At 73.2% G+C, this 25,120-nt stretch carries 26 protein-coding genes and 1 pseudogene; 9 read left to right on the forward strand and 18 right to left on the reverse strand.

What is annotated here, in order from left to right:
- The 3 genes from FED44_RS29935 to mraZ form a co-directional block, all read right to left on the reverse strand.
- Nucleotides 1–233: hypothetical protein (locus FED44_RS29935; protein WP_208759262.1), on the reverse strand; the 233-nt coding region annotated here is incomplete at its 3' end.
- On the reverse strand, nt 230–1,153 hold the full coding sequence (rsmH, locus tag FED44_RS29940) for a 16S rRNA (cytosine(1402)-N(4))-methyltransferase RsmH (protein ID WP_117409746.1): 924 nt from the start codon (nt 1,151–1,153) through the stop codon (nt 230–232). The genes rsmH and FED44_RS29935, both read right to left, overlap by 4 nt.
- 289 nt (nt 1,154–1,442) lie before the next feature.
- Nucleotides 1,443–1,874 (reverse strand): division/cell wall cluster transcriptional repressor MraZ, encoded by a 432-nt coding sequence (gene mraZ, locus FED44_RS29945; RefSeq protein WP_117409747.1) that lies wholly within the window; start codon nt 1,872–1,874, stop codon nt 1,443–1,445.
- A gap of 484 nt (nt 1,875–2,358) precedes the next feature.
- Here mraZ and FED44_RS29950 point away from each other — a divergent pair, with 484 nt between their 5' ends.
- From FED44_RS29950 to FED44_RS29960, 3 genes are read left to right on the forward strand one after another with little or no spacing between them, the layout of a single operon-like run.
- Entirely contained in the window at nt 2,359–3,339 is a 981-nt protein-coding gene (locus FED44_RS29950) for an AAA family ATPase (protein WP_117409748.1), read from the forward strand.
- Nucleotides 3,340–3,391: 52 nt separating this feature from the next.
- A complete protein-coding gene (locus FED44_RS29955) occupies nt 3,392–4,618 on the forward strand; it encodes a DUF58 domain-containing protein (RefSeq protein ID WP_138462798.1) in 1,227 nt (408 codons plus the stop codon).
- A gap of 34 nt (nt 4,619–4,652) precedes the next feature.
- Nucleotides 4,653–7,127, forward strand: coding sequence for a transglutaminase TgpA family protein (locus tag FED44_RS29960; protein ID WP_138462799.1), 2,475 nt, complete (start codon nt 4,653–4,655; stop codon nt 7,125–7,127).
- 133 nt (nt 7,128–7,260) lie between these two features.
- Here FED44_RS29960 and FED44_RS29965 read toward each other — a convergent pair whose 3' ends face one another.
- The 13 genes and pseudogenes from FED44_RS29965 to FED44_RS30020 all read right to left on the reverse strand — a co-directional run bounded on the left by FED44_RS29965 (nt 7,261) and on the right by FED44_RS30020 (nt 18,412).
- Nucleotides 7,261–7,638: a DUF3040 domain-containing protein gene (locus FED44_RS29965; RefSeq protein ID WP_117409750.1), complete on the reverse strand. Its 378-nt coding sequence runs from the start codon at nt 7,636–7,638 to the stop codon at nt 7,261–7,263.
- Between the two features lie 147 nt (nt 7,639–7,785).
- The gene (locus FED44_RS29970; protein ID WP_117409751.1) at nt 7,786–9,030 is read right to left on the reverse strand and encodes a DNA polymerase IV; all 1,245 of its coding nucleotides are present in this window, start codon (nt 9,028–9,030) and stop codon (nt 7,786–7,788) included.
- Between the two features lie 111 nt (nt 9,031–9,141).
- On the reverse strand, nt 9,142–9,864 hold the full coding sequence (locus FED44_RS29975; RefSeq protein WP_138462800.1) for a methyltransferase domain-containing protein: 723 nt from the start codon (nt 9,862–9,864) through the stop codon (nt 9,142–9,144).
- 18 nt (nt 9,865–9,882) lie between these two features.
- Entirely contained in the window at nt 9,883–10,293 is a 411-nt protein-coding gene (gene nusB / locus FED44_RS29980) for a transcription antitermination factor NusB (protein WP_117409753.1), read from the reverse strand.
- Nucleotide 10,294: 1 nt separating this feature from the next.
- Nucleotides 10,295–10,855, reverse strand: a complete 561-nt coding sequence (gene efp, locus FED44_RS29985; protein ID WP_117409754.1) for an elongation factor P — start codon at nt 10,853–10,855, stop codon at nt 10,295–10,297.
- Nucleotides 10,856–10,879: 24 nt separating this feature from the next.
- Nucleotides 10,880–12,028: a M24 family metallopeptidase gene (locus FED44_RS29990; protein ID WP_138462801.1), complete on the reverse strand. Its 1,149-nt coding sequence runs from the start codon at nt 12,026–12,028 to the stop codon at nt 10,880–10,882.
- Nucleotides 12,029–12,107: 79 nt separating this feature from the next.
- Nucleotides 12,108–13,142, reverse strand: coding sequence for an LLM class F420-dependent oxidoreductase (locus FED44_RS29995; protein WP_117409756.1), 1,035 nt, complete (start codon nt 13,140–13,142; stop codon nt 12,108–12,110).
- Between the two features lie 172 nt (nt 13,143–13,314).
- The gene (locus tag FED44_RS30000; protein ID WP_244302383.1) at nt 13,315–14,148 is read right to left on the reverse strand and encodes an SAM-dependent methyltransferase; all 834 of its coding nucleotides are present in this window, start codon (nt 14,146–14,148) and stop codon (nt 13,315–13,317) included.
- Between the two features lie 241 nt (nt 14,149–14,389).
- Nucleotides 14,390–14,965: a nucleotidyltransferase family protein gene (locus FED44_RS30005; RefSeq protein ID WP_396698806.1), complete on the reverse strand. Its 576-nt coding sequence runs from the start codon at nt 14,963–14,965 to the stop codon at nt 14,390–14,392.
- 15 nt (nt 14,966–14,980) lie between these two features.
- Nucleotides 14,981–15,166: pseudogene (locus FED44_RS38585) on the reverse strand (NTP transferase domain-containing protein); the annotation flags it as partial.
- A 1-nt stretch (nt 15,167) separates the two neighbouring features.
- A complete protein-coding gene (locus FED44_RS30010; protein ID WP_138462803.1) occupies nt 15,168–16,265 on the reverse strand; it encodes an XdhC family protein in 1,098 nt (365 codons plus the stop codon).
- Nucleotides 16,258–17,517, reverse strand: a complete 1,260-nt coding sequence (locus FED44_RS30015; RefSeq protein WP_316246862.1) for a vWA domain-containing protein — start codon at nt 17,515–17,517, stop codon at nt 16,258–16,260. Before FED44_RS30015 ends, FED44_RS30010 begins: the two co-directional genes overlap by 8 nt.
- The gene (locus FED44_RS30020; RefSeq protein ID WP_138462804.1) at nt 17,510–18,412 is read right to left on the reverse strand and encodes an AAA family ATPase; all 903 of its coding nucleotides are present in this window, start codon (nt 18,410–18,412) and stop codon (nt 17,510–17,512) included. The genes FED44_RS30015 and FED44_RS30020 overlap by 8 nt, the downstream gene beginning before the upstream one ends.
- Before the next feature lie 239 nt (nt 18,413–18,651).
- Between FED44_RS30020 and FED44_RS30025 the strand changes: the two genes are divergently transcribed.
- Nucleotides 18,652–19,287 carry an HD domain-containing protein gene (locus FED44_RS30025; protein WP_138462805.1) on the forward strand — a complete coding sequence of 212 codons (636 nt, stop codon included), beginning with the start codon at nt 18,652–18,654 and terminating at the stop codon, nt 19,285–19,287.
- Here the strand turns inward: FED44_RS30025 and FED44_RS30030 are convergent.
- Nucleotides 19,277–19,555: a DUF4031 domain-containing protein gene (locus FED44_RS30030; protein WP_117409761.1), complete on the reverse strand. Its 279-nt coding sequence runs from the start codon at nt 19,553–19,555 to the stop codon at nt 19,277–19,279. The genes FED44_RS30025 and FED44_RS30030 overlap by 11 nt on opposite strands.
- Before the next feature lie 387 nt (nt 19,556–19,942).
- Entirely contained in the window at nt 19,943–20,182 is a 240-nt protein-coding gene (locus tag FED44_RS30035; protein ID WP_133306145.1) for a hypothetical protein, read from the reverse strand.
- Nucleotides 20,183–20,564: 382 nt separating this feature from the next.
- Here FED44_RS30035 and FED44_RS30040 point away from each other — a divergent pair, with 382 nt between their 5' ends.
- The 5 genes from FED44_RS30040 (at nt 20,565) to FED44_RS30060 (ending at nt 24,995) form a co-directional block, all read left to right on the forward strand.
- Nucleotides 20,565–21,155 (forward strand): hypothetical protein, encoded by a 591-nt coding sequence (locus FED44_RS30040; RefSeq protein ID WP_138462806.1) that lies wholly within the window; start codon nt 20,565–20,567, stop codon nt 21,153–21,155.
- A gap of 120 nt (nt 21,156–21,275) precedes the next feature.
- Complete coding sequence (locus tag FED44_RS30045) at nt 21,276–22,127, forward strand: ABC transporter permease (protein WP_138462807.1); 852 nt, start codon at nt 21,276–21,278, stop codon at nt 22,125–22,127.
- Complete coding sequence (locus FED44_RS30050; RefSeq protein WP_138462808.1) at nt 22,100–22,873, forward strand: ABC transporter ATP-binding protein; 774 nt, start codon at nt 22,100–22,102, stop codon at nt 22,871–22,873. Before FED44_RS30045 ends, FED44_RS30050 begins: the two co-directional genes overlap by 28 nt.
- Nucleotides 22,870–23,865, forward strand: a complete 996-nt coding sequence (locus tag FED44_RS30055) for an ABC transporter substrate-binding protein (protein WP_117409765.1) — start codon at nt 22,870–22,872, stop codon at nt 23,863–23,865. The genes FED44_RS30050 and FED44_RS30055 overlap by 4 nt, the downstream gene beginning before the upstream one ends.
- Complete coding sequence (locus tag FED44_RS30060) at nt 23,862–24,995, forward strand: LLM class flavin-dependent oxidoreductase (protein WP_117409766.1); 1,134 nt, start codon at nt 23,862–23,864, stop codon at nt 24,993–24,995. Before FED44_RS30055 ends, FED44_RS30060 begins: the two co-directional genes overlap by 4 nt.
- The last annotated feature ends 125 nt before the right edge of the window (nt 24,996–25,120 follow it).

Raw genomic sequence — 25,120 nt, forward strand, 5'->3', positions numbered from 1 at the left:
CCGCCGCGGGGAGCCGGGACGGCCTCGCGCGGGAGCGCGTCGCTCGCGGCGGCGGGCCGGGCCCGGCGCGGCTGGTCGTCCTCACGCCGACGGCGCGCGCCGCCGAGGGGCCTGTCGGGAGTCGCGACGGTCTCGCCCGCCGACCCGGCGGCCTGGCCCGGCACCCGGCCGGGTACGCGGGACGGCGCGGCCACGCGTCCGGCCGCCCTCCTGCTCTCCTGCTCTGTCCTCATCCCTCGCGGATCCTCTCTGCCGCCCGCAAGCGGGCCGAGGCCGCCCGCGGGTTGCGGGCCACCTCTTCGTCGTCCGGGAGCTCCGCTCCCCTCGTCAGAAGGCGGAACCGAGGCTGGTGCGCCTCCAACGGGACCGGCAGCCCCGGAGGGCTGGTGTCCTTGGTTCGCGCCGCGAGGACCCGCTTGGTGAGCCGGTCCTCCAGGGAGTGGTAGGCGAGCACGACAACGCGCCCGCCCAGTGCGAGCGCGCCGAGCGCGGCCGGGAGCGCGCGCTCCAGCGCGGTCAGCTCTCCGTTCACCTCGATGCGCAACGCCTGGAACGTTCTCTTGGCCGGGTTGCCCCCGGTCCGCCTCGTCGCGGCGGGTATCGCCGCGCGTACGAGGTCGGCGAGCCGTTTCGTGCTGGTGATGGGGTCCTTGGCACGCTCCTTGACGATGAGGTTCGCCACGCGTGCCGCGAAGCGCTCCTCGCCGTAGTCGCGCAGGATGCGGATCAGGTCCGCGACCGGGTAGGTGTTCACCACGCGCTCGGCGGTGAGCTCCTGGTCGCGGTCCATCCGCATGTCGAGGGGGGCGTCGTAGGAGTAGGCGAAACCGCGCTCTGCCTCGTCGAGCTGAGGGGAGGACACGCCGAGGTCGAACAGCGCGGCGTCGATGCGGGGCCGTCCGGCGTCATGGAGCACGTCGGCCAGTTCGTCGGAGACGGCGCGCACCAGGGTGATCCGGTCCGCGTACGGCGCGAGCCGTGCGGTGGAGCGCGCGATGGCGGTGGGGTCGCGGTCGATTCCGACGAGGTGGAGGGAGGGGTGGGCGGCGAGAAGCGCCTCGGCGTGCCCGCCGAGACCGAGGTTGGCGTCCACGGCCACCGGCTCCGGTCCGGTGAGCGCCGGAGCGAGCAACTCCAGCACGCGATCGAGCATGACCGGAACGTGACCACCCGGCTGACCGGGCTCGTACGACAACGCTTCCAACCCCCATTACGCCGCTGTACTCGCGGATTCGCGGCTGTGCCGCCGGTGACTACCCAACGGATCCCCACCCATGCCGGTTCCTCCAGGGGAACCGACCCGCCCGGCCAGGTCCCCATCCGCGTCGCCTGCCGTGGCGTCTGACACCGGGGAAGGTGCATCAGCTGCCATCTGGGAGCGGGTGGAGACCTCGCCGAACGTCACCGACGGGTCTTCTGATCGAACGAGAAAGGGAATCGAGCTACAGGATCCCGGGCAGCACCTCCTCCGACAGATCGGAGAATGCCTGCTCCTGGGCATCCAGGTAGGTGTCCCACGCCTGGGCGTCCCAGATCTCCAGACGCGTGTTGGCGCCGATGACGACGCAGTCGCGTTCCAGCCCGGCGTACCGCCTGAGCGTCTGGGGAATCGTGATGCGCCCCTGCTTGTCCGGCATCTCGTCGGACGCGCTGGCGAAGAAGACACGGCTGTAGTCGCGGACCGCCTTGGCCGTCACCGGTGCGGTGCGCAGGGCCTCGGTGATGCGCTGGAACTCCTCTACGGGGAAGACGTAGAGGCAGCGCTCCTGGCCTTTGGTGATCACCAGACCCTCCGCCAGCTCCTCGCGATACTTCGCCGGCAGGAACAGCCGTCCTTTGTCGTCGAGGCGCGGGTGGTGGGTGCCGAGAAACACCGGACCCACCTCCTGTGCCTTGCGGAGCGCTCAGCTCTGTAGCCTCTGCCCTCCACTGCGCACCACCATACTCCACTTCTCCCCACCGTCAACTGATTCCGGCCGTGTCCGCATTCGAAATCGGCGGCGTTTTCGCAGGTGAAATGGGGTGGGTCGGAGTGGGGCGCCGCGCCGCCCCCCGCCCGCGCGCGGGCGTGTCGGCTCACGACCCAAGCCTTGACGCGCAGGGGGTTCCGGCCGGGCGCGCGGCCCGGTGGGGGAAGCGGCGGGAAAGCGGGTGGGGGGAAGTGGAGCGGCCGGGGTCGCGCCCCGGGATTCGGCCGGTCGCGGTACGTGACCGCGAAAGGTCAGGACTCTACGCGCACTTCACCCTGATTTCTGGACAAAGTCGCCCACGAACCACAGGGGACATAAGGTCGGTACACAGAATGGAAAAGGAACGTTTAACGCCCCATTCTCGGGGACGCACCCTCATGGAGGCCTGGTGGCTGTAACACCCGACGTCACCGACGCGACAGCCCCGCTTGAGGATCTGGTGGACACCGCCCATCGGATCCGCAACGCGATCGAATCCGTGATCGAGGGCAAGAGCGACGTCGTCCGCCTGACTCTCACCGTGCTGCTGGCGGAGGGCCACCTGCTGATCGAGGACGTGCCCGGCGTCGGCAAGACCATGCTCGCCAAGGCCCTGGCCCGCTCCATCGACTGCCCGGTCAAGCGCGTGCAGTTCACGCCCGACCTGCTGCCGAGCGACATCACCGGGGTCAGCGCGTACAACCAGCAAACACGGGAGTTCGAGTTCAAGCCGGGCCCGGTGTTCGCGAACATCGTCGTCGGCGACGAGATCAACCGCGCCTCCCCCAAGACGCAGTCGGCGCTGCTGGAGTGCATGGAGGAGCACCAGGTGACGGTCGACGGCGTCACCTACACGCTGGAGTCGCCGTTCATGGTCATCGCGACGCAGAACCCCATCGAGATGGAGGGCACCTATCCCCTCCCCGAGGCGCAGCGCGACCGGTTCACCGCCAAGATCGCCATGGGCTATCCCGAGCCGGCTGCCGAGCTGGAGATGCTCGACGTGCACGGCGCCTCCCAGCCACTGGACAAGATGGAGCCGGTGGCGACCACGGCCGAGGTGGCCGCGCTGATCCGGGCCGTCCGCGCCGTCTACGTCTCCCAGCCGGTCAAGCGCTACGCCGTCGACATGGTCGCGGCCACCCGGAGCTCCTCCGACCTGCGGCTGGGCGCGTCCCCGCGGGCCACCCTCCACCTGGTGCGCAGCGCGCGGGCCCACGCGGCGCTGTCCGGCCGCGACTACGTGATCCCCGACGACCTTCAGGACCTGGCCGTTCCCGTGCTCGCGCACCGCCTCCTGCCCAGCCTTGAGGCGCAGGGGCAGCGCCGCCGGCCGGAGCAGTTCGTCGACGAGCTGCTGCGGCGCGTCCCCGTCCCGGACGCGCACTGAGTCCGGACGCTGAGTCCCGGACGCGCACTGACGAGAAAGCGACGGAGGGCCCATGCCCGGCCTGAAGGCTCTGACATCGCGGGGACGGTCGTTCCTCGCCTCCGGCGTGGCGGCCCTGGTGTGCGCCCTCGTCCTGGGCGAGCAGGACCTGCTGCGCGTGGCCGTACTGATCATCGCGATGCCGCTGATCGCGTCGCTGGTCGTGACGCGCACCCGCTACCGCCTGTCCTGCACCCGCCGGCTCGGCCCGGCGCGGGTGCAGGCCGGCGAGGAGAGCACGGTCACCCTGCGGCTGGAGAACGTCACGCGGCTGCCCACCGGGCTGCTGCTGGTGGAGGACACCGTGCAGTACGCGCTGGGCACCCGGCCGAGGTTCGTCCTGGACCGCATGGAGCCGCGCGGCGTCCGGGAGATCGACTACAAGGTCGGCTCGGACCTGCGCGGGCGTTTCCCGATCGGGCCGCTGTCCGTGCGGATCGCCGACCCGTTCGGGCTGGTGGAGCTGACCCGCTCGTTCACCGTCACCGACACGCTCGTGGTCACCCCCGAGGTGGTGCCGCTGCCGCAGGTACGCCTGTCCGGCGACCACACCGGCGGGGGCGACAGCCGTACGCGGTCGGTCGCGGCGGCCGGCGACGACGACGTGGCGCCACGCGAGTATCGCCAGGGGGACGACCTGCGCCGGGTCCACTGGCGGTCGACGGCGCGGCGCGGGGAGCTGATGGTCAGGCGCGAGGAGCAGGAGTGGCAGAGCCGCGGCGCGCTGCTGCTCGACACCCGCAGGTACGCCCACCGGGGCGAGGGGCCGCGCTCGTCGTTCGAGGTGGCGGTCTCCGCCGCCGCGTCCATCGGGGTCCACCTGTCCGCCGAGGGACTCGCCCTGCGCCTGGTCACCGACCAGGGCGCACGGCAGACGGTGGACACCGGCCAGTCGTGGTCGCTGCTCGACACGCTCGCGGTCGTCCGGCAGAGCTCGGCGCGGTCCCTGGAGCACGGCGTCGGCGCGCTGCGCCAGGGCGGCGGGGAAGGCCTGATCATCGCGGTCCTCGGCGCGCTCGACCCCGAGGAGGCCCTCGCCCTCGCGCGGCTCCGGCACCCGGGCGTGACCGCCGTGGCGGTGCTGCTCGATCTCGCCGGCTGGGACGGCTCCGGCGGCGAGCACGCGCAGGCCGCCCGGTCGGTGCTGACCGGGGCCGGCTGGCGGGTGCTCGACCTGCCCGCCGGCACGTCGCTAGCGACCGTGTGGCCCGAGGCCGGAAACAGCAGGAGCGCGGCCTGAGCCGGCCGGGCTGCCCGGAGAAGAGGTGGAACCCTTGAAACTGCCGATCACGGCGGGGCTCGCCACTGCGGCGGTCACGATCACGCTCTATCCGCTCTTCGAGGGCGGCGCGTGGTTCTGGTCCTGCATGGGGGTCATCCTGGTCGTCGCCGCCACCGGGACGGTGGCCTCGCGCCTGGGCGCCCGTCCCTGGGTGACGCCCGCGGTGGCGCCCGTCGCGGTGCTCGTCTACCTGACGGCCGCCTTCACCGCGCAGGAGGCGTTCCTCCGGGTGATCCCCACCCGCGGCTCGCTCGCCGGGCTCGCCGCGCTCCTCGGGGAGGGTTTCGACGACATCCAGCGCTACGCCGCCCCGGTGCCCGCCAACCCCGGCATCACCCTGCTCACCACGTCGGGCGTGGCGCTGATCGCCCTGGTGGTGGACGTGTTCGCGGTGCGGCTGCGCCGGGCCGCGCTGGCCGGGCTGCCGATGCTCGCCCTGTTCACCGTGCCGGCCGCCGTACTCCCCGAGCCGATCGGATGGCCGGCGTTCGTCGTCGCGGCGTTCGGTTACGTCGGCCTGCTCGTCGCCGACGGCCGGGAGCGGCTGAAGGGCTGGGGCCGGGCCGTGGTGGTCCGCCGCTCCGGCCCGGCGTCCGGGGTCGCGCCGGACACCGAGCGGCTGGCCCTGTCGGGCAAGCGCATCGGCGTGACGGCCATCGTGTTCGCGGTGCTGGTGCCCGCGATCCTGCCGGCGCTGTCCCCCGACCCGCTGTTCGGTTTCGGCGTGGGCAACGGCCTGGGCGGGAGCGGCGGCAACATCGGCATCCCCGACGCCATCGCCAAGCTCGGCGGCCAGCTCAGGCAGGACCGCAACGCCACCGTCCTCAGTTACACCAGCAGCGACGACAAGCCGCACTATCTGCGGATCTACGCGCTCGACGTCTTCGACGGCGCCAAGTGGACCTTCAGCCCGCTGCGGGGACGCCCGGAGGACCGGGTGTCTGAGGGGCCGCTGCCGCCCGTGCCCGGCCTCGGCCCCGGGGTGCCGGTGAAGCGGGCCACGATGCGGGTCACGATCAGCGAGGACCTCGACCGGCTCCACTTCCTGCCCCTGCCGTACCCGGCCCGGCAGGTCGACGCCGACGGCGACTGGCGGGCCGACCGCGGGTCGCTCATGGTCTTCTCCACCCGCGACGAGGTGGCGGGGCTGGACTACCAGGTCGTCGCCGACGAGCCCGACCCCGGTGCCGGGGCGCTGCGGTCGGCGGTGACGCCGCCGGAGAGCGAGCCCTTCCTGCGGCTGCCGGAAGGGCTCGACCCGCGGGTGAACGCCCTCGCCCGCCGGGTCACCGCCGGGGCCGCCACGCCGTACGAGAAGGCGGTCAGGCTCCAGGAGTGGTTCACCCGGAAGGGCGGCTTCACCTACAGCCTCCGCGCGTCGGGGTCGGGGGCCGAGGCGCTGTCGCGCTTCGTGCTGCGCGACCGCGCGGGCTACTGCGAGCAGTTCGCCGGGGCGATGGCCGCGATGGCCCGGATGGCCGGAATCCCGGCCCGGGTGTCGATCGGCTACACGGGCGGCAGCAAGATCGACGGTAAGTGGACGGTCCGTACCCACGACGCCCACGCCTGGCCGGAGCTGTTCTTCGACGGCGTCGGCTGGCTGCGGTTCGAGCCCACCCCGGCCGGCGTCGGCGGGCAGGGCACCGCCGAGGTGCCGGAGTACACCCGCCCTGTCACACCGGAGGCCGAGCCCTCGGCCGGTCCCTCGGCGGGACAGTCGGACGACGACGAGGACACGACCGGCGTCGGCGGCCCGTCCCGGCCGAACCCCCGCCAGCTCGACCGCGAGCCGCAGGGCACGCCCGTCGCCGCCGACCCGGGGACGCCCACGAGCGTCAAGGTCGGCCTCGGGGCCGCGGGCGCCCTGGTGCTGCTGTTGCTGCCCGCCGCGGCGCGCCTGCTGGTGCGGCGCGGCCGGAACCGCCGGCTGACCCGTCCGTCCGGCGGGCCGCACGCGGCGTGGGCGGAGCTGCGCGACACGCTGATCGACTTCGGCATGGCCGGGGAGCCGGGCGAGACGCCGCGCGCGCTCGGCCGCCGGATCGGTGAGAGGTACGCGCTGGACCGGCGGGCCGCCGAGTCGCTCGCCCGCGTCGTCACGGCCGAGGAGCGGCTGCGGTACGCGCCGGCGCCCCCGGCGTCCGGGCCGGTCCCCGCGGACCTGAACCGGATCAGGCGCGGGCTGGCCGCGCACCTGTCGCGGTGGCGGAGGCTGGGGGCCGGGCTGGCTCCGGTGTCCACGCTGCTGCGGGTGCGGGCGTTCGGCGAGGGCGCGCTCGATGTGTTCGACCGGATGGAGAACCTGGCGCCCAGATTGAACAGGACACGGTTGAGCAGGACGCGGCTAACCGGGGCACGGCAGGGCGGGACGCGTTCGGGCGGCCCGGACGGGCCGTTCCGCCGGCCGGCCGCCGGGGACGACGGCGAGCCCGCGCGGGAGCCGACCCTCACCGGCACCCGCCGCTGAGCGGCGAGGCCGATCCGAGGGCGATTCGAGGCCGGAAGAAGAGGCCGGGCACAAGAGGCCGGGCACAAGAGACGGTGGGCCCGCTGTGCGGGCCCACCGGGGATGATTCAGAACGTGTGCGCGAGCACGGGGATCAGTGCTCGTCGTGACGGCGGCGCCAGCGCTCCTCCATGCGCTCCATGAAGCTGCGGCGCTGGGGGCGGCGGCCTCGGGTGCGGGACGACGGGGAGTCACCGAACCCGTTCATGCGTTTCCAGCTCGACAGGCCCCAAAGACAGGTGGCCAGCATGACCACGAAGCCGGCGGCACCGAGCCAGATCAATGCCGCGACGACGCCGACCATCAGCAGGACCACGCCGAGTGCGAAGCCTATGGAGGCCTTCACCAGGCGGCGCTTGTAGTGGCTGCGCGGATCACTGATCCGTACGGTGTTCGCCCACTTCGGGTCCTCGGCGTAGAGGGCCTGCTCGATCTGGTCGAGCAAGCGCTGCTCGTGCTCAGACAGCGGCACGGCGCCTCCCAAGGACGGCCCCATTCAGGGGAAGACGGCAACGGACGACGCGGGGTGTCCGAACCTCGCGGTCGGTTATCCCCAGAATACGAGGCCTCAGACGTAGGCGAAAGAAAACGACCAACGCGGTCCAAACCGGAGGCGACGTCATGGACCTATTGGACCAAACGGACGACGAACAAGCGACGCCGGCTTCACCGCGTCCGGGCCGAAGCGGCGGGCGGCCCGGTCCATGGCCTGCTCCGCCTCCCGCCAGCCCGTCTCCCGTTCGCCCAGGCCGAGCTGGCGGGTCGCCGCAGCGGCCGGGCCGAGGTTCTCCACGCGCACCCCGACCAGCCGCAGTCGCACCCGTTCCAGTCCTGCCGCCTCGTAGAGCTCGCATGATGTGTCGTAGATCTCCTTCGCGACGTCCGTGGCCTCGCGCAGCGTACGCGACCGGGTGATGGTGGTGAAGTCCGAGCGGCGGAGTTTGACGCTGACGGTGCGGCCGACGTGCCCGGCGGCGCGCAGCCGCGCGGCGACCCGCTCCGACAGCCGGAGCAGCTCACGCCTGATCGTCTCGGGGTCGTCGACGTCGTGCGGGAACGTCTCCTCGTTGCCGATGCTCTTGTCGGGCGCGTGCGGCACCACCCGGCGTTCGTCGCGCCCCCAGGCGAGGGCCGCCAGGTGCGTGCCGGCGACGCCGAGCTCACGCCGGAGCGTCGCCACGGGCACCTGGGCCAGGTCGCCCACGGTCCGGATGCCGAGCCGTACGAGGGCCTGCTCGGTGCGCTCGCCCACCCCCCACAGGGCGGCGACCGGCAGCGGGTGCAGGAACTCCACCACCTTGCCGGCCGGGACCACGAGCAGGCCGTCCGGCTTGCACTGCCGTGAGGCGAGCTTGGCCACGAACTTCGTGCTCGCCACGCCCACCGAGCAGGTGATGCCGTACTGCTCGGCGACCTGGGTGCGGATCATCCGGGCGATCGCGGCGGGACTGCCGAGCCTGCGCCTCGCCCCGCCCACGTCGAGGAACGCCTCGTCGGAGGCGATCGGCTCGACCTCGGGTGTGATCGCCTTGAAGATCTCCATGACGCCGCGGGAGACCTCGGAGTACTTGCCGTGGCTGGGCGGGATCACGGTCGCCTGCGGGCAGACGCGCCGGGCTCGGGTCATCGGCATCGCGGAGTGGACGCCGAACCGGCGGGCCTCGTAGGTCGCGCTCAGGACGACCCCGCGCGCGCCCGCCGCGCCCACGATGACCGGGGTGCCCCGGAGCTCCGGGTGGTCGAGCAGCTCGACGCTCGCGAAGAAGGCGTCCATGTCCACGTGCAGGATCGGGCAGCCGCTGTCGTCGACGGGCCCCTCCGGCGGCGGCGACGGATCCCGGGGCAGCAGCTGGTTCCGGGACATGACGTCACCTTACCCGACCGCTCCCCCACCAACCCCACCCCACCCGAACGTCTTTTCTATTCGCGTCCGACCGTGATCGCCCGCGTCTGTTCGCGGGGTCTGTTCGCGCGTCTATCCGCGGTACGCGATGGCGTGGATCTGGGTGGCGATGTCCCGCAGCACGGGATGGGTGGCCGCCGCCCGCTCCAGCGCGACCAGGCCGTCGGGATCGCTCTCGGCCAGCATGCCCGGCACGAGGTCGGCGAAAATCCGCACGCCGTGCACCTCGCCGACGGCGAACCCCGCCGTGCCCAGCAGCGCGGCCAGCGTCTCCCGGGAGAAGCGGCGCGGCGTCGGGTCGCGGTCGCCCCAGCGGCCCTCCGGGTCCGACAGCACCTGGCGGGCCTCGTCGAAGTGCCCGGCCAGGGAGCGGTGGACGGCCGCGGCGACCGAGTTGGCGGCGAGCACGCTCACCACGCCGCCCGGCCGCAGGATGCCGGCGACGGCGCCCAGGGCGCCCGCCGGGTCCTCGACGTACTCCAGCACGCTGTGGCACAGGACCAGGTCGGCGCTGCCGGGCTCCAGCAGGTCGCCGAGGTCGGCGGCGTCGCCCTGCAGGCCCTTGACCCCGACGCCCGTCTCGGCGGCGCGGCGCTCCAGGGCGGCCAGCGAGTCGGGGGTCGGGTCGACCACGGTCACGACGTGGCCGAGCGTGGCCAGCGGCACAGCGAAGCCGCCGGTGCCGCCGCCCGCGTCCACGATGTCGAGGGTCTCGCTCCCGAGGGCGGCCGCCCGCTCGGCGAGGACCGCGCGCAGCGCCTCCCAGACGACGGCGCGGCGTGTGGCGTCACGCACTTGCGGCCTCCTCCCGGCTCAGAGCGACAGCGAGGGCTTGAGCTGCTTGAAGCGGGCCAGCAGGCCGTTGACGAACTGCGGCGACTCGTCGGTCGACAGCTCCGCCACCAGATGCACCCACTCGCTGATCACCACGCCCTCGGGGACCTCCTCCGACCACAGCATCTCGTACGTGCCGCCGCGCAGGACGTTGCGGTCCACGGCGGGCATGCGCTCCAGGGTCCAGCCCTCGGCGTACGTCGAGATCAGCTCGTCGATGCGGTCCAGGTGCCGGACCACGCCCTCGACGAGGAAGGAGGTGTACTCGTTGACCGGCGGGTCCGCCCGCTCCACCCGCTCGGCGAGCACGTCGAGCGGGCTCACCTGCCGGGCCTCGGCTTCGAAGAGGACGTCCAGCGCGCGGCGGCGGGCCTTCCCCCGAGCCGACACGTCAGGCCCGACCGAGGTACTCGCCGGTGCGAGTGTCGACCTTGACCTTCTCGCCGGTGGTGATGAAGAGGGGGACCTTGATCTCGGCGCCGGTCTCCAGCGTGGCGGGCTTGGTGCCACCGGTCGAGCGGTCGCCCTGCAGACCGGGATCGGTGTGGGCGATCGTCAGCTCGGCGGCCGCCGGGAGGTCGACGTACAGCGGGTTGCCCTCGTTGAAGGCGATGGTCGCGGTGGTGTTCTCCAGCATGTAGTTGGCGGCGGTGCCCACCACGGACCGCGCGACGTTGACCATGTCGTAGGTCTCGGTGTCCATGAACACGAAGTCGTCGCCGTCGAGGTAGGAGTACTGCATCTCCCGCTTGTCGACGTTCGCCACGTCGACCTTCACGCCGGCGTTGAAGGTCTTGTCGACGACCTTCCCGGACATGACGTTCTTCAGCTTGGTACGGACGAACGCGCCGCCCTTACCCGGCTTGACGTGCTGGAACTCGACAACGGCCCACAACTCTCCGCCGTCGAGCTTGAGCACGAGTCCGTTCTTCAGGTCGTTCGTCGTCGCCACGTGCGTCTCCCGCGTGCGGCTGCCCTAGAGGACGAGCAGCTCCTTGGTCGTCAGTGTGAGAAGCTCCGGCCCGTCAGCACGCGTGACCAGCGTGTCCTCGATGCGCACACCGCCCGCGCCCGGAAGATAGACCCCCGGCTCGACGGTGATCGGAACTCGATCCTCTAGTCTACCGGTCCTGCCAGGGCCCAGGAACGGCAGCTCGTGGATCTCCAGGCCGACCCCGTGCCCCAGCCCGTGGCCGAACCGCTCGGCGTGGCCCGCTCCGGCGATCACCTCGCGCGCCGCCGCGTCCACCTCGCCGGCCGTCGCCCCCGGCCGTACGGCGTGGCGGCCCGCGCGCTGCGCCCGCCGTACGAGGTCGTACAGGTCGCGCTGCCAGGCGGCGGGCGGGCCCACCGCGACCGTGCGGGTCATGTCGGCGTGGTAGCCGCCGTACCGCGCGCCGAAGTCCATGGTCACGAGGTCGCCGCGCTCGACGCGCCGCTCCGAGGGCGAGTGGTGCGGGATCGAGCCGTTCGGGCCACTCGCCACGATGGAGTCGAAGGCGGGCCGGTCCGCGCCGAGTTCGACCATGGCGACCTCCAGCCACCGGGCGATCTCCCGCTCCGTGACGCCGGGGGCGACGCGCTCCACCACGAGGGAGAACGCCTCGTCGGTGAGCGCGCACGCGCGGCGCAGCGCCTCGATCTCCGCCTCGTCCTTGACGGCGCGCAGGGTCTCCACCAGGCCGCCGGCCGGAGTGAGGGCGGGGCGGCGTCCGGGGTGACTGCCGGACGGCCGCTCGGACAGCCGCTGGAACAGCCCGACCGGCATGTGGTCGCCCTCCACCAGGACCCGCTCCACGCCCGCGCAGCGATCGAGCAGCACCCCCGCCACGTCGCGGTCCTCGACGACCTCGACTCCCGCGCACACCGCCTCGGCCGTCTCCCGGTAGCGCGAGTCGGTGGCGAGCGCGGCCTCCCCCGCCGCGGTGACGAGCACGGCGGCGTTGGAGCTGGTCAGCCCGGTCAGGTAACGCACGTTGACCGGCCAGGTGACGAGAACCGCCCCGGCCCCGTGCTCCCCCAGCGCCTCGGCCAGCCGCGCACGCCGCCTGGCGTGGGTCTCCTCGGCGGTCTTGTCGGAAGTCCTGTCGGCGGTCCTGTCGGCGGTCCTGTGGACATCGGTCACGAACGGACTTTACCGCCGTCCTCCGGGCATCCCCGCAGACCGCGCGTACCTCGCCCGGGACCGGCGACCGGGCCGCGGGTCAGGACGCCAGGTCTCTGATCTTCTCGATGAGCCCGACGCGCTCCTCGTGGGTGTGCGCGAACGGGGCGACGTTGAGCGTGGTGACCCCGGCCTCGCGCAGCGCCGCGATCCGCTCCCTGACGTGACCCTCCGAGCCGGCCAGGGAGACGTGCTCCAGCAGTTCTCTCGGCACCAGCGCCTCGGCCTCCTTCTTCTTGCCCTCCAGGTAGAGGTTCTGGATCTGCTCGGCCTCCTTCTCGTAGCCGTAGCGGCGGGCGAGGTCGTTGTAGAAGTTCCTGCCCTTGGCGCCCATGCCGCCGATGTAGAGGGCGGCCATCGAGCGGCCCAGGTCCAGCACGTCCTCGACGTCGTCGCCGATCGCCAGCACGGCCTGCGCGATCACGTCCAGTTCGCCGAGCGCGGGGTCCCGGCGCTCCCGCCCGGCGGCCAGCGACGCGCCCCACACCTCCCCGGCCTTCTCGGGCATGAAGAAGATCGGCTCCCAGCCCTCGGCGAGCTCGGCGGCCAGCTCGACGTTCTTGGGCCCGATCGCCGCGACGACGATCGGGATGCGCTCGCGCACCGGGTGGTTGATCAGCTTGAGCGGCTTGCCGAGGCCGGTGCCGCCCTCCAGCGGAAGGGTGTAGTGCCGTCCCTCGTACTCCAGCCGCTCGCGCCGCCAGACCTTGCGGCAGATCTCGATGATCTCGCGGGTGCGGCCGAGCGGCGCGTCGTACGGCACGCCGTGGAAGCCCTCGATCACCTGCGGGCCCGAGGCGCCGAGGCCGAGGGTGAAACGCCCGTCGGAGACGTAGTCGAGGCCCGCGGCGGTCATGGCCAGCAGGGCCGGCGTTCTGGAGTAGATCGGCAGGATGCCCGAGGCGATCCGCAGCCGCTCGGTCCGCGCCGCGATGTAGCCGAGCTGGCTGACCGCGTCGAAGCTGTACGCCTCGGCGACGAACACGATGTCCAGCCCGGCCCTCTCGTAGTCGGCCAGCTCCGCGACCGTCTCCTTGAAGTCCCCTGAGTAGTTGAGGGCCATCCCGATCCGCATCCGCCTCGTCCTTCCGCGCGTACACCGGTGAGTAACCGAATGATGTTCCGTCGGCGTGACCAAGGCTAACGACCCGGACCGGCCGCGGCCACCTCGCTCAGGGGCGGCGCAGGAGGGTCTGGTGGCGGCACGGGAGGGTCTGGTGGCGGCTCAGGGGCGACTCGTGGGCGACTCAGGGGCGGAGGGCGACACCGCCGAGCACCGGCAGGGCGACCCCGCGCAAGGGCAGCGCGTCGGGCTCGGGCCGCCACCGGTTCAACTCGACGACCCCGGGTTCCACCAGGTCGAACCCGTCGAAGAACCTGGCGATCTGCGTGGCGGGCCGGGCCTCGAACGGCGCGTTGGCCCTGCTGTAGACACCGCCCATCGCGGCCATCTCATCCGGAAGGGGATCGGAGCTGACATGCGAGATCACGACGTGACTGCCCGAGGGAAGCAACTCGCGGTAGGCGGCCATGAGCCCCTCCGGGTCCTCCTCGTCGCGCACGAAGTGGAGGCACGACACCAGCAGCAGCGCCACGGGCCGGTCGAGGACGAATCCGTTCGCCTGCGCCGCGGCGACGACCTCCTCCGGCCGCCGCAGGTCGGCCAGCGCGAAGCGCACCCGGGGATCGCCTTCGAGCAGCGCCCGTGCGTGCGCCGCCACCACCGGGTCGTTGTCCACGTACATCACCCGCACGTCGGGCGAGACGTCGAGGGCGATCTCGTGGACGTTGCCCTGCGTCGGCAGCCCCGCACCGAGGTCGAGGAACGCGCGGATGCCACGCTCGCGGGCCAGGAAGCGCACGGCCCGGCCGAGGAAGGCGCGGTTCTCCTGTACGGCCTCCCGCACGTGGCCCTGCGACAATTCGATGACCCGCTCGGCCGCCGCCCGGTCGGCGGGCAGGTGGTTCTTGCCGCCCAGGTAGTAGTCGTACATCCGGGCGACGTTGGGCCGCGTGACGTCGAACCCACCGGGCGCCTGCTCCGTCATGACACGCTCCCGCTCGGCCGGATGATTCCTCATGATCATAATGGTCAGCCCGGCAAACGGCGGCGATTCGGGCAAATCAGCCGACGCCGGGACGCGGCGGGTCTGCTCGGTGCGTGGTCCGCGCCGGGCCGGGCCGCCCGGGTCCGCCCGCTGGAGGCCCTGCGCGACCATGCGGCGGGCGGCATGTCAGCGATGTCGGGGCGTCGGCGCTGCGGGTATGCCGTCGCGGGCCCGCATCCGGTCGAGGGTCTCGACGGCGGTCTCCCCTGTGGCCTTACCGCTGGCCTCCCCCGTTGGCTCCCCGGAGTCGCCGCAGGTCGTCCGGGGTGTCCACGTCCGCCGGGTCGCCCGCGTCGTCGCAGGCCACGGCCGTGACGAGTCCGGGATGGGTGCGCAGGAAGGGACGGGCGCCCACGTCGCCCACGGCGAGCGCCTCGACCTCCGCGAAGTGCTCGCGGGCGATCAGTACGGGGTTGCGCGGCACGCCTCCGTACGCGGCGACGGCGACCCGGGCGCCGTCCCGGAACGCCGCGACCAGCCGGCGCACCGCCTCGGGCCGTACGAGGGGCTGGTCGGCGAGGGCGATCACCACCGCGGCGGCGGACGGCGGAAGCGCGCGCAGCCCGGCCCGCAGCGACGAGCCCATGCCCGTCTCCCACAGGGGGTTACGCACGACGACCGCGCCGACCTCCGCATCCTCGGTCGCGCCCTTGGCCACGCCCCCGAGCGCCTCCGCGACCGCGCCGTCCTCCGCGTCCGCAGCCGCGCCTCCGGCTGCGTGCTCGACCGGGTCCGCCCCCACGCCCGCCTTCGTATCCCCGGCCGCCTTCTCCACCGCGCTCTCGGTCATTCCCTTGAGTTCGGCCTCGACTGCGGCCTCGGCGGCACCGACCACGACCAGGACGGGCCGGCACCCGCCCTCAGTGAGCAGCCGGACGCCTCGCCCGGCGAGGCGCTCCCCCTCGAACTCCACCAGCGCCTTGGGCCCGCCGAACCTGCTGCCGCCCCCGGCCGCCAGCAGCAGCCCGGCGACGACCTCCTCGTCCGTCACGTCACCGCTCGCCGTGGATGCGACCGGAGGTCTCGGTGAGCGGCCTGCCACTGCCGCCCCAGCGGAGCCGGATCAGCTCCGCCGCGATCGACACGGCGGTCTCCTCGGGCGTGCGCGCCCCGAGATCGAGCCCGATGGGCGAGCGCAGCCGGGACAGCTCCTCCTCCGACAGCCCGGCCTCGCGCAGCCGCGCCAGCCGGTCCTCGTGCGTGCGCCGCGACCCCATAGCCCCCACGTACGCCGCCGGGGTGCGCAGCGCCGCCTCCAGCAGCGGCACGTCGAACTTCGGGTCGTGGGTGAGCACGCAGATCACGGTGCGCCCGTCGACCTCGGTGGTGGTCAGGTAGTCGTGCGGCCAGGCCACCACGACCTCGTCGGCCTCGGGGAACCGCTTGGCGGTCGCGAAGACCGGCCGCGCGTCGCACACCACCACGTGGTAGCCGAGGAAGCGGCCGATCCGCGCGACGGCCGCGGCGAAGTCGATGGCGCCGAAGACCAGCATGCGCGGCGGCGGCGCGAAGGAGAGCACGAACACCGGCAGGTCGTCCAGCCGCCGCTCGCCGTCCGGGCCGTACCGCCGCACGCCCGTCAGGCCCTGCGCCAGCATGCCGCGCGCGTCGTCGTCCACCGCGTCGTCGAGCCGGGCGGAGCCGAGCGAGCCCGTCGCGCGGTCCGGCCACACCACGCGGCGGGCGCCCACCCGGCCGGGACCGCCGATGATCGTGGCCACCGCGACCGGCCGCCGCGTCGCGACGGCCGCGGCGATCTCCCCCAGCTCCGGGTAGTCGCGCCGCGACACCGGCTCCACGAACACGTCGATGATCCCGCCGCAGGTCAGCCCGACCGCGAACGCGTCGTCGTCGCTCACGCCGTACCGCTCCAGCACCGGCGTCCCGTCCCCGGCGACCCGGGTGGCGAGCTCGTACACCGCCCCCTCGACGCAGCCGCCCGACACGCTGCCGACCGCCTCGCCGTCGAGCACGGCCATCGCCGCCCCCGGCGGGCGCGGCGCGCTGCGGAACGTGCCGACGACGGTGGCGAGCCCGAACCGCCGTCCCGACTCCCACCACTCCAGCACCTGGTCGAGCAGATCACGCATCGGCCCCTCCCCTCCGTGCGGCCCCGCGCGGATCCGCGCGCCGGCCGGCCAGCAGCGCGGCCAGGTCCTCGAACGCGGCCAGGCTGTGCCCGGCCAGGAAGTCCGTGACGTACGGCAGCGCCGCGCGGATGCCCGCGGTCAGCGGACGGTAGGCGGGGTCGCCCTTGTGCGGGTTGACCCACACCACCCGGCGGGCGAGCCGCGAGAGCCGGGCCATCTGCGCGCCGAGGAGGTCGGCCGGTCCGCGTTCCCAGCCGTCGGAGGCGATCACGACGATCGCTCCCCGGGGGTCGGGCAGCCGCAGCAGGGCCCGCACCTCCTCGCCCAGCCTGGTGCCGCCGCTCCAGTCCGGGATGGCGGCCGAGCACTCGTCCATGGCGAGGCCGGGATCGTGGTGGCGCAGCGCGCCGGTGATCCTCGTCAGGCGCGTCCCCGCGCTGAACACCTCGGTCGCCCGGGGCTCCGCCCGCACCATCGCGTGCGCGAACCGCAGCAGGGTGTCGGCGTAGGCGGCCATCGAACCGCTGACGTCGACGACCAGGACGACCCGGTGCGGCCGGTTCCGGCGGGCGCGGCGGCGCGGCCGGGCCGGCTCCCCGCCGTCGCGCAGGATCTCCCTGATCGTGCGCCGCCTGTCGTACGCCGGACCGTGGGGCGACGGACGGTACCGCCGCGACCTGCGCGTCTGTCTCGTGCCGCGCAGCAACGCGAGCAGGCGGTGGACCTCCCGCCGCTCCGCCTCGCTCATCCGCGCCACGTCCCGGTGCCGTAGCACCTCGATCTCGCTCGCCGTGGCCGGCGGCGCCCCCGGCTCTCCGGTGGTCCGCGGGTCGCCGGTGCCGTACGGCGCCGCCACCGGCCGGGTCACGGAGACGGCCGTTCCGCGGACGCGGCGTGCCGGCCGGAGGGAGGCGGAGAAGTAGGCGGCGAAGCAGCGGTCGTACCGGGGCAGGTCGTCGGGGCCCGCGCACAGGGTGAGGCGGCCCGCCCAGTAGACGTCCCGTGCCACGGCGGCGTCGAGGTGGGCGAGTGCCGCCAGGAAATTCTGCGTGCGCTGGGGGTCGGCCGGCACTCCGGCCGCCCGCAGCGTCCGGGCGAATCCGACCAGCCCGCCCGTGATCCGCTCGGCGTCGCCCGCCCGCCGTGGTCCGGCCCCCCGCGCTTCGGAACTCCGCGGTTCGGAACTCCGCGGTTCGGAACTCCGCGGTTCGGGCGGGCGCTCGGCGGGGCGGCGGGCGCCGGGGTCAGTCACGTCCGCCGTCCGCGTGGAGCAGCCCTCCCGCGCGCACCGTCTCCTGGTCCTCCCGGTGCTTGAGCAGGGCGCCGAGCGTGGCGGCGGCCAGGGCCGGGTCGAGCTCCGCCGCGCCGAGCGTGAGCAGGGCCTCCGCCCAGTCGAGCGTCTCCGCGACGCCGGGCGGCTTGAGCAGGCCGGCCGCGCGCATCCGCCCGGCGGCCCGCGCCACGTCCGCCGCGAGCCGCTCGGCGCAGCCGGGCAGGCGGCGCCGCACGATGGCCACCTCCCGGTCGAAACCCGGGTGCTCAAGCCAGTGGTAGAGGCAGCGCCGTTTGAGCGCGTCGTGCACCTCGCGGGTCCGGTTCGAGGTCAGGACGACGACGGGCGGGGTCGGTGCGCTGATCGTCCCGATCTCCGGCACCGAGATCGTGAAGTCCGACAGCACCTCCAGCAGGAACGCCTCGAACTCGTCGTCCGCCCGGTCGATCTCGTCCACCAGCAGCACGCTGGGCTGCGTCTCCAGGGCCCGCAGCAGCGGCCGGGCGATCAGGAACCGCCGGTCGTAGATCTCGCCCTCCAGCGCGGCCACGTCGGCGCTCCCCGCCGCCTCGGCCGCCTTGAGGTGGAGGAGCTGGCGGGGGAAGTCCCAGTCGTACATGGCCTGGGTGGCGTCCAGGCCCTCGTGGCACTGCAGCCTGATGAGCGGCGCTCCGAGTATCGCCGCCAGCGTCTTGGCCAGCTGGGTCTTGCCGACGCCCGCCTCGCCCTCCAGGAACAGCGGCCGCCCCATCTTGAGCGCGAGATAGGCCGCCGTCGTGAGCCCCTCGTCGGGCAGGTAGTCGTGGTGGTTGAGCAGCTCCGCCAGCCCCGCCGGCGAGTCGATGTCGGAGATGGTGGTGGTCCGCCGCAGCACACGGACAGGCTACGCGCAGGCCGTTCCGCCCCGCTCTGGCCGAATCCGCCAAAGCCGGGCGACCCGGAGACGCCGCCTTGGCACAATCCCACAGCGCTCCCCCACGCGGTCACCGGACCGGCGGGCGAGGCAGGCGCCCGGGTCTCCTGCCGGTCCCCCTCAGGCCGGTCGGCGTCCGGTGGCCGATCGGCGACGAGGTCCAGGCTGTCGCGTCGCCCGACACTCCTTAGGGTCGGAGCATGACCGACGACCCGAGCCTGCCCCGGCCCGCCTGCCTCGCCGGCTCCCCCGCCGGGCGGGCGCTCGCCGCCGAACTCGCCGCCCGATGGGCGGAGCCACACCGCCGCTACCACACGACGGATCACCTGCGGGCGGTCCTGGCCGCGGTCGAGCCGCTGGCCGCCCAGGCCGCGGACGCCGACGCCGTACGGCTGGCCGCGTGGTTCCACGACGCCGTCTACGACGGGCGGCCCGGCCGGGACGAGGAGCGCAGCGCCCAGCTCGCCCAGTCCCGGCTGCCCGCCTGTGATCTGCCCCCGGCGCGGGTCGCCGAGGTCGCCCGGCTGGTGCGGCTCACGGCGGGTCACACGTACGAGCCCGGGGACGCGAACGCGGCCGTCCTGTGCGACGCCGACCTCGCGATCCTCGGAGCGCCGCCCGAGACGTACGAGGCGTACACGAGGGCCGTGCGCGAGGAGTACCGGCACGTGCCCGGCGACGCCTTCCGGGCCGGCCGCGCCGCGGTGCTGCGGGCGCTGCTCGGCAAGCCCCGCCTGTTCGGCACTCCCGTCGGCCGGGACCTGTGGGAGGACCGCGCCCGTGACAACATGACCCGTGAACTCGCCGATCTGGAAGAGCGCGCCTTTACAACGTAGATCTGTTTCGCGTCTTCGGGAGGCGCAGGCCGGACGCGCGCAACCGCCGTACCAGCTCCTGGCTCCCGACCGGCTCGGCGCCCAGGAGGACGGCCCGGTCGTAGACCGTCTCCGGCACGTCGTAGTGGTCCCGGTCGAAGGCGCGTTCCGGCACGTCGAGCAGGCGGGCGAACTCGTGCAGTTCCCGCAGTGACGAGTCGCTGACCAGATGGGACCAGAGCAGCCCCCGGGGACCCGGCCAGTTCGGCCGGTCGATCAGCACCGCCATGCGCTCTCCCGTCGTCGCCGATCAGCATAGGCCGACGGGGGCCGCTCAACGCCGGGAGATCCGGTGCGCCGGCTTGACCGGCACGGCACAGCACGTAGGCCAGCAGGACCGTCACCGTGACGGAGAGATCTCTGGCGGCGCTGAGCGCCGGTCCGCCCGCGCCGCTACGCAATGCTGTTCTCCGACCGCTCGCCCACCCAGGACCCGCCGGAGGGCGTCGCCGCGGTCAACCAGGGCATGCTCCCCCTGCTCGACGCCCTCCAGGAAATCGCGCCGCCGCCTTCTGACGGCGGCGCCCCTCTCGACGAGTCGTTGCCGCGGTGGCGGCCGGCGATCGGCGCACCCGGCACACCACCCTGGCGGCCCCGCGACTCGGCTTATTGGCGGCTAGCACTTGCCCTTCACGCGCTTGCATTTCGGACAGCACTTGTACTTGCGATGGTTCGTGCAACGGTTGGTGCACTTGGGCGGCTTCGGTTTCGCGACGGACGCGCCGGGAGCCGCCTGCGAGACGGCGACGCCGCCGGAGATCGTGGACGCCCGCACCGGGGATCCCGCCGCCGGCCAGAGCGCGACCGTCGTGAGCAGCGCCGAGCCGATGGTCATGCCGAGTCGCCTTCCTCGCATGGCCGTTCTCCTCTCCGATCACGTCACACGTGGGTTCGGGTGTTCCTCTTCCATAGTCCGGACCGGTTCCGGAATGCGTCCAGACCATCGGGCGTCGCCCGACATGATCCGGGATGAATCAATTGCGATTCCCTATCTCCCAATAGACGTGGAGCGGCCGGAGGCCGTTCGGATCGATCGGCGATGGGCCTTTTCCGGGATTCTCCCGGCACGGGATCTACGTTCTCCCGGAACGGCGACCGCCAAATGCGTGGACGACCATCGTGATGGAATTCTCCGGATACGGCAAAAGCCTGAATAGTCGGCATCTGCGCGGCAACCTCGTCCAGAACGTGCCCGCGGGAACACAGCCGCGGAACCACAGGGTCACCAGGGGGAAACGATGGCCGCACGACATGCCCGATCCCTTGCCGCGCTCACCGCCGCGGTCACACTGACGCTGGCGCTGCTCACCGGCTGCGGAGGCACGACCACCAGGGCGGTGTCCGAAGAGGCGGCCGTCGCCGGCCCGGCGGTGGCCGCCACGCCGACCGCGACGGAGAGCGAGTACAACTCGCCGTGCCCGTCGGGCGGCAACGCCAGGCGGTTCGCCAAGACGCGCTTCGCGCTGCACGCGGGCCTCGCCCTGGGCGCCTTCCACCGCTACATCTACAAACCGCTGCGCAGCGGCGGCTTCGAGCAGGGAGCGGAGAAGCGCAAGCGGACGTTCGCGAAGGCGGCGGTGGCGGGACTGTTCGCCCTGCACGAGCTGAAGGTCGCCAAGGGGTTCGCCGTGGCCAACCCGACGCTCTGCAAGGCCGTCGAGGGCGTCGGCACCAAGGTCAGGGCTCTCACCGACAGACTCAAGAGCGGCACCGCCACGGAGGCCGACCTGAACGCCGGCCAGGCCTCGCTGAGCGGCCTGCAGAGTGACGCCGCGAGAACCGGTTTCCCGTTCAAGGAGCGGAAGGTCACCGTCCCCGGAGCCTCGTGACCGGGTGCCCGGGTCCCGTCGGCCGTCGGCCGTCGGCGGAGACAGATAACCCTATTGACTTGGTAGGAAATATAGACAACCCTTGTGGGGAACCTTCCGTCGTCCCTGCGAGGTGTGTCCATGTCCGTCGCCGGAATCGAAACCGGCACCGCCCCACACGCCGGCGGCGCCCCTGCCGTCCGCGCCGCCGCCGTAGGCGCCGCGGTCCGGTCCGCCGGGAGGCGGTCGTACCGGTGGGTGAGCCCCGTGGCCGTCGTGCTGGTGTGGCAGGCGGCGAGCGGCAGCGGGCTGCTGCCCGCCCGATTACTCGCCGCGCCGTCGCAGATCGCGGCGACCGCGCTCGACCTGGTGCGGTCCGGCACGCTGCCCACGGCGATCGCGGTGTCGCTCGAACGGGTCCTGCTCGGCTTCGCGGCGGGAGCGGCGGCCGGCATCGTCCTGGCGCTGGTGGCCGGGCTGAGCCGGGCCGGTGAGAACGCGGTCGACCCGATCATGCAGATGCTCCGGGCGCTGCCGTTCTTCGGGCTGATCCCGCTGTTCATCCTCTGGTTCGGCATCGGTGAGACGCCCAAGGTGCTGCTGGTCGCGCTCGCCGTCTCCTTCCCCCTCTACCTCAACACGTTCTCCGGCATCAGGGGCGTGGACGGCAAACTCGCCGAACTCGCCCGTACGCTCCGGCTCGGCAGGGCCGCGCTGGTGCGGCACATCGTGCTCCCCGGCGCGCTGCCCCAGACCCTCGTCGGGCTGCGCCAGAGCCTCGGCGTGGCCTGGCTGGCGCTGATCGTGGCCGAGCAGATCAACGCGGACGCCGGGCTCGGCTACATGATCAACGACGCCCGGGAGTTCCTCCGCACCGACGTGATCGTGGTCGGCCTGCTGGTCTACAGCGCGCTCGGGCTGCTCACCGACGCCCTGGTCCGGCTCCTCGAAAGGAGGGCGCTCGGATGGCGGCGCGAGTTCCTGTCCCGCTGAGTGACGCGGCCCCCGCCGGCGGTGCGGGCCGTCCCGGCGAGGCACCGGCGGCCTCGGTGCGGCGCCTCACCCGGCGCTTCGGCGACCGCGCGGTGCTGGACGGCCTCGACCTGACGATCGCGCCCGGCGAGTTCGTCGCGCTGCTCGGCCGCAGCGGCTCGGGCAAGTCCACCCTGCTGCGCGCGCTCGCCGGGCTGGACGACGAGGTCGAAGGTGACATCGAGGTCGACGGCTCGGTGGCCGTGGCCTTCCAGGAGCCCCGGCTGGTGCCGTGGAAGCGGGTGCGCGACAACCTCACGCTCGGCCTGGACGCGCCCGGCCCCGCCGCCAGGGCGGACGCGGCGCTCGCGGAGGTCGGCCTGACCGAGCGTGCCGGGGCGTGGCCGCTGACGCTCTCCGGCGGCGAGGCGCAGCGGGCGAGCCTCGCCCGGGCCCTCGTCCGCGAGCCCCGCCTGCTGCTGCTCGACGAGCCGTTCAGCGCGCTCGACGCGCTGACCCGGATCACCGTGCACCGCCTCGTGCTCGACCTGTGGGCGGCGCACGGCCCGGCCGTGCTGCTGGTGACCCACGACGTGGACGAGGCCCTGGCGCTCGCCGACCGGGTCCTGGTGCTCGACGGCGGGCGGGTCGCCCACTCCTGGACCGTCACCGCGCCGCGCCCCCGGCACCGCGACCACCACGACCTCCTCGCCCTGCGCACGGCCCTGCTGGCGGCCCTGGGCGTGCCCCAGGAAGGAACGGAATGACCAGGAGACTCCTCGCCGTACTGCTGATCGCCCTGACGGCCGGCACGGCGGCCTGCGCCACGGCCGGGCAGGACGCCGCCGCCGGAAAGCCGGGCGAGGCCCAGGGACGCGTCACGCTGCGGGTCGGCGACCAGAAGGCCGGCTCCGAGGCCATCCTCAAGGCCGCCGGGCTGCTCGGCGGCACCTCCTACACGATCGCGTGGTCGCAGTTCACCTCCGGCCCGCCGCTGCTGGAGGCCGTGAACGCCGGCGCGGTCGACATCGGCGGCGTGGGCAACACCCCGCCCGTCTTCGCCGCCGCCTCCGGGTCAAAGATCAAGGTCGTCTCGGCCTACCGGCAGAGCGCCAAGGGGTCGGCGATCCTCGTCCCCGGCGGGTCCGCCATCACCTCGACGGCGCAGCTCAAGGGCAGGAAGATCGCGGTGGCCAAGGGCAGCTCGGCCCACTACCACCTGCTCGCCGTGCTGAAGAAGGCCGGGCTGTCCTTCAAGGACATCCAGCCGCAGTATCTCCAGCCGGCCGACGCCCTGGCGGCGTTCTCCTCCGGCACGGTCGACGCCTGGGCCATCTGGGACCCCTTCTCCTCCCAGGCGAAGATCCAGCACGGGGCACGGCTGCTGGTCGACGGCGCGGGCATCGTGAACGGCCTGGGCTTCCAGGTAGCCGCCCCGGCCGCGATCGAGGACACGGGCAAGCGGGCCGCGATCGCCGACTTCCTCACCCGCCTGGCCAAGGCCCGGGTCTGGGCCGCCGCCCACCTGGACGAGTGGGCGAAGGTCTGGGCGCGGGAGACCGGCCTGCCCGCCGAGGTGGCGAACGCCGCCGTCGCCAACGCCGTGGCCACCCCGGTCGAGATCGACGACTCGGTCGTCTCCTCGGAGCAGGAGATCGCCGACGCCTTCGGCGCCGAGGGCCTGATCCCCGGCACGGTCACGTTCTCCCAGTTCGTTGACGACCGGTTCAACGAGGTCGTCGGAAAGGCCGCGCGATGAGATTCCACTGGTTCCTGCCCACATCCGGCGACGGCCGGGCGATCGTCGGCGGCGGGCACGGCCTGACGCGTAGTCACGGCCTGTCCGCGGCGGCCGTCCGCCGCCCGCCCTCGATCGACTATCTCGCCCAGGTGGCCCGCGCGGCCGAGCAGGCGGGGTTCGAGGCCGTGCTCACCCCGACGGGGACCTACTGCGAGGACGCGTGGCTGGTCACCGCCGCGCTGACCCAGGTCACGACGCGGCTGAAGTTCCTGGTCGCGTTCCGGCCCGGTGCGCTGTCGCCCACGCTGGCGGCCCAGATGGCCGCCACCTACCAGCGGATCTCCGGCGGGCGGCTGCTGCTCAACGTGGTCACCGGAGGTGAGACCGCCGAGCAGCGGCGCTTCGGCGACCATCTGGCCAAGGACGAGCGGTACGCCCGGACCGCGGAGTTCCTGACGATCGTCCGCGGCGCCTGGGACGGGCCGTTCGACTTCACCGGCCACTACTACGACGTCGAGGGCGCGACGGTCGCCGAGCGGCCCGACCCCGTGCCCGAGCTGTACTTCGGCGGCTCGTCGGCCGCCGCCGGCCCGGTCGCGGCCCGGCACGTGGACGTCTACCTCACCTGGGGCGAGCCGCCGTCGCAGGTCGCGGCCAAACTCGACCGGATGCGCGAACTGGCCGCCGCCGAGGGCCGTACGCTGCGCTTCGGCATCCGTCTGCACGTGATCGCGAGGGACACGTCCAAGGAGGCGTGGGCGGAGGCGAAGCGGCTGCTCGACCAGATCTCCCCCGAGGACATCGACGCGGCGCGCGCCGTCCTCGGCCGCAGCGAGTCGGTCGGGCAGCAGCGGATGCTCGCGCTCCACGAGGGCTTCCGCGGCGGCAGGGTCAGGGACCTGGAGATCCACCCCGGCCTGTGGGCGGGGGTCGGCCTGGTGCGCGGCGGCGCCGGCACGGCTCTCGTCGGCAGCCACGCAGAGGTCGCCGACCTCGTCGAGGAGTACGCCTCGCTCGGCGTGGAGGAGTTCGTCCTGTCCGGCTACCCGCACCTGGAGGAGGCCTACTGGTTCGGGGAGGGTGTGCTGCCCGAACTGCGCCGCCGCGGCCTGCACGACGCCCCCACGCCCGTACGGCTGACCGCCTGAGGCCCGCCGGGGCACCGTCCTCACCCGGACGGCGAATGGCGCGTCGCCCGCTGTGGTGACGCGCCGCTCCGGCGCGTCCGCCTGGTTTCCTCGTGGTGATCAACGGGTGGAACGAGGAAGGGTGA

The sequence above is a fragment of the Microbispora triticiradicis genome, from assembly GCF_005864065.1.
Classification (GTDB): domain Bacteria; phylum Actinomycetota; class Actinomycetes; order Streptosporangiales; family Streptosporangiaceae; genus Microbispora; species Microbispora triticiradicis.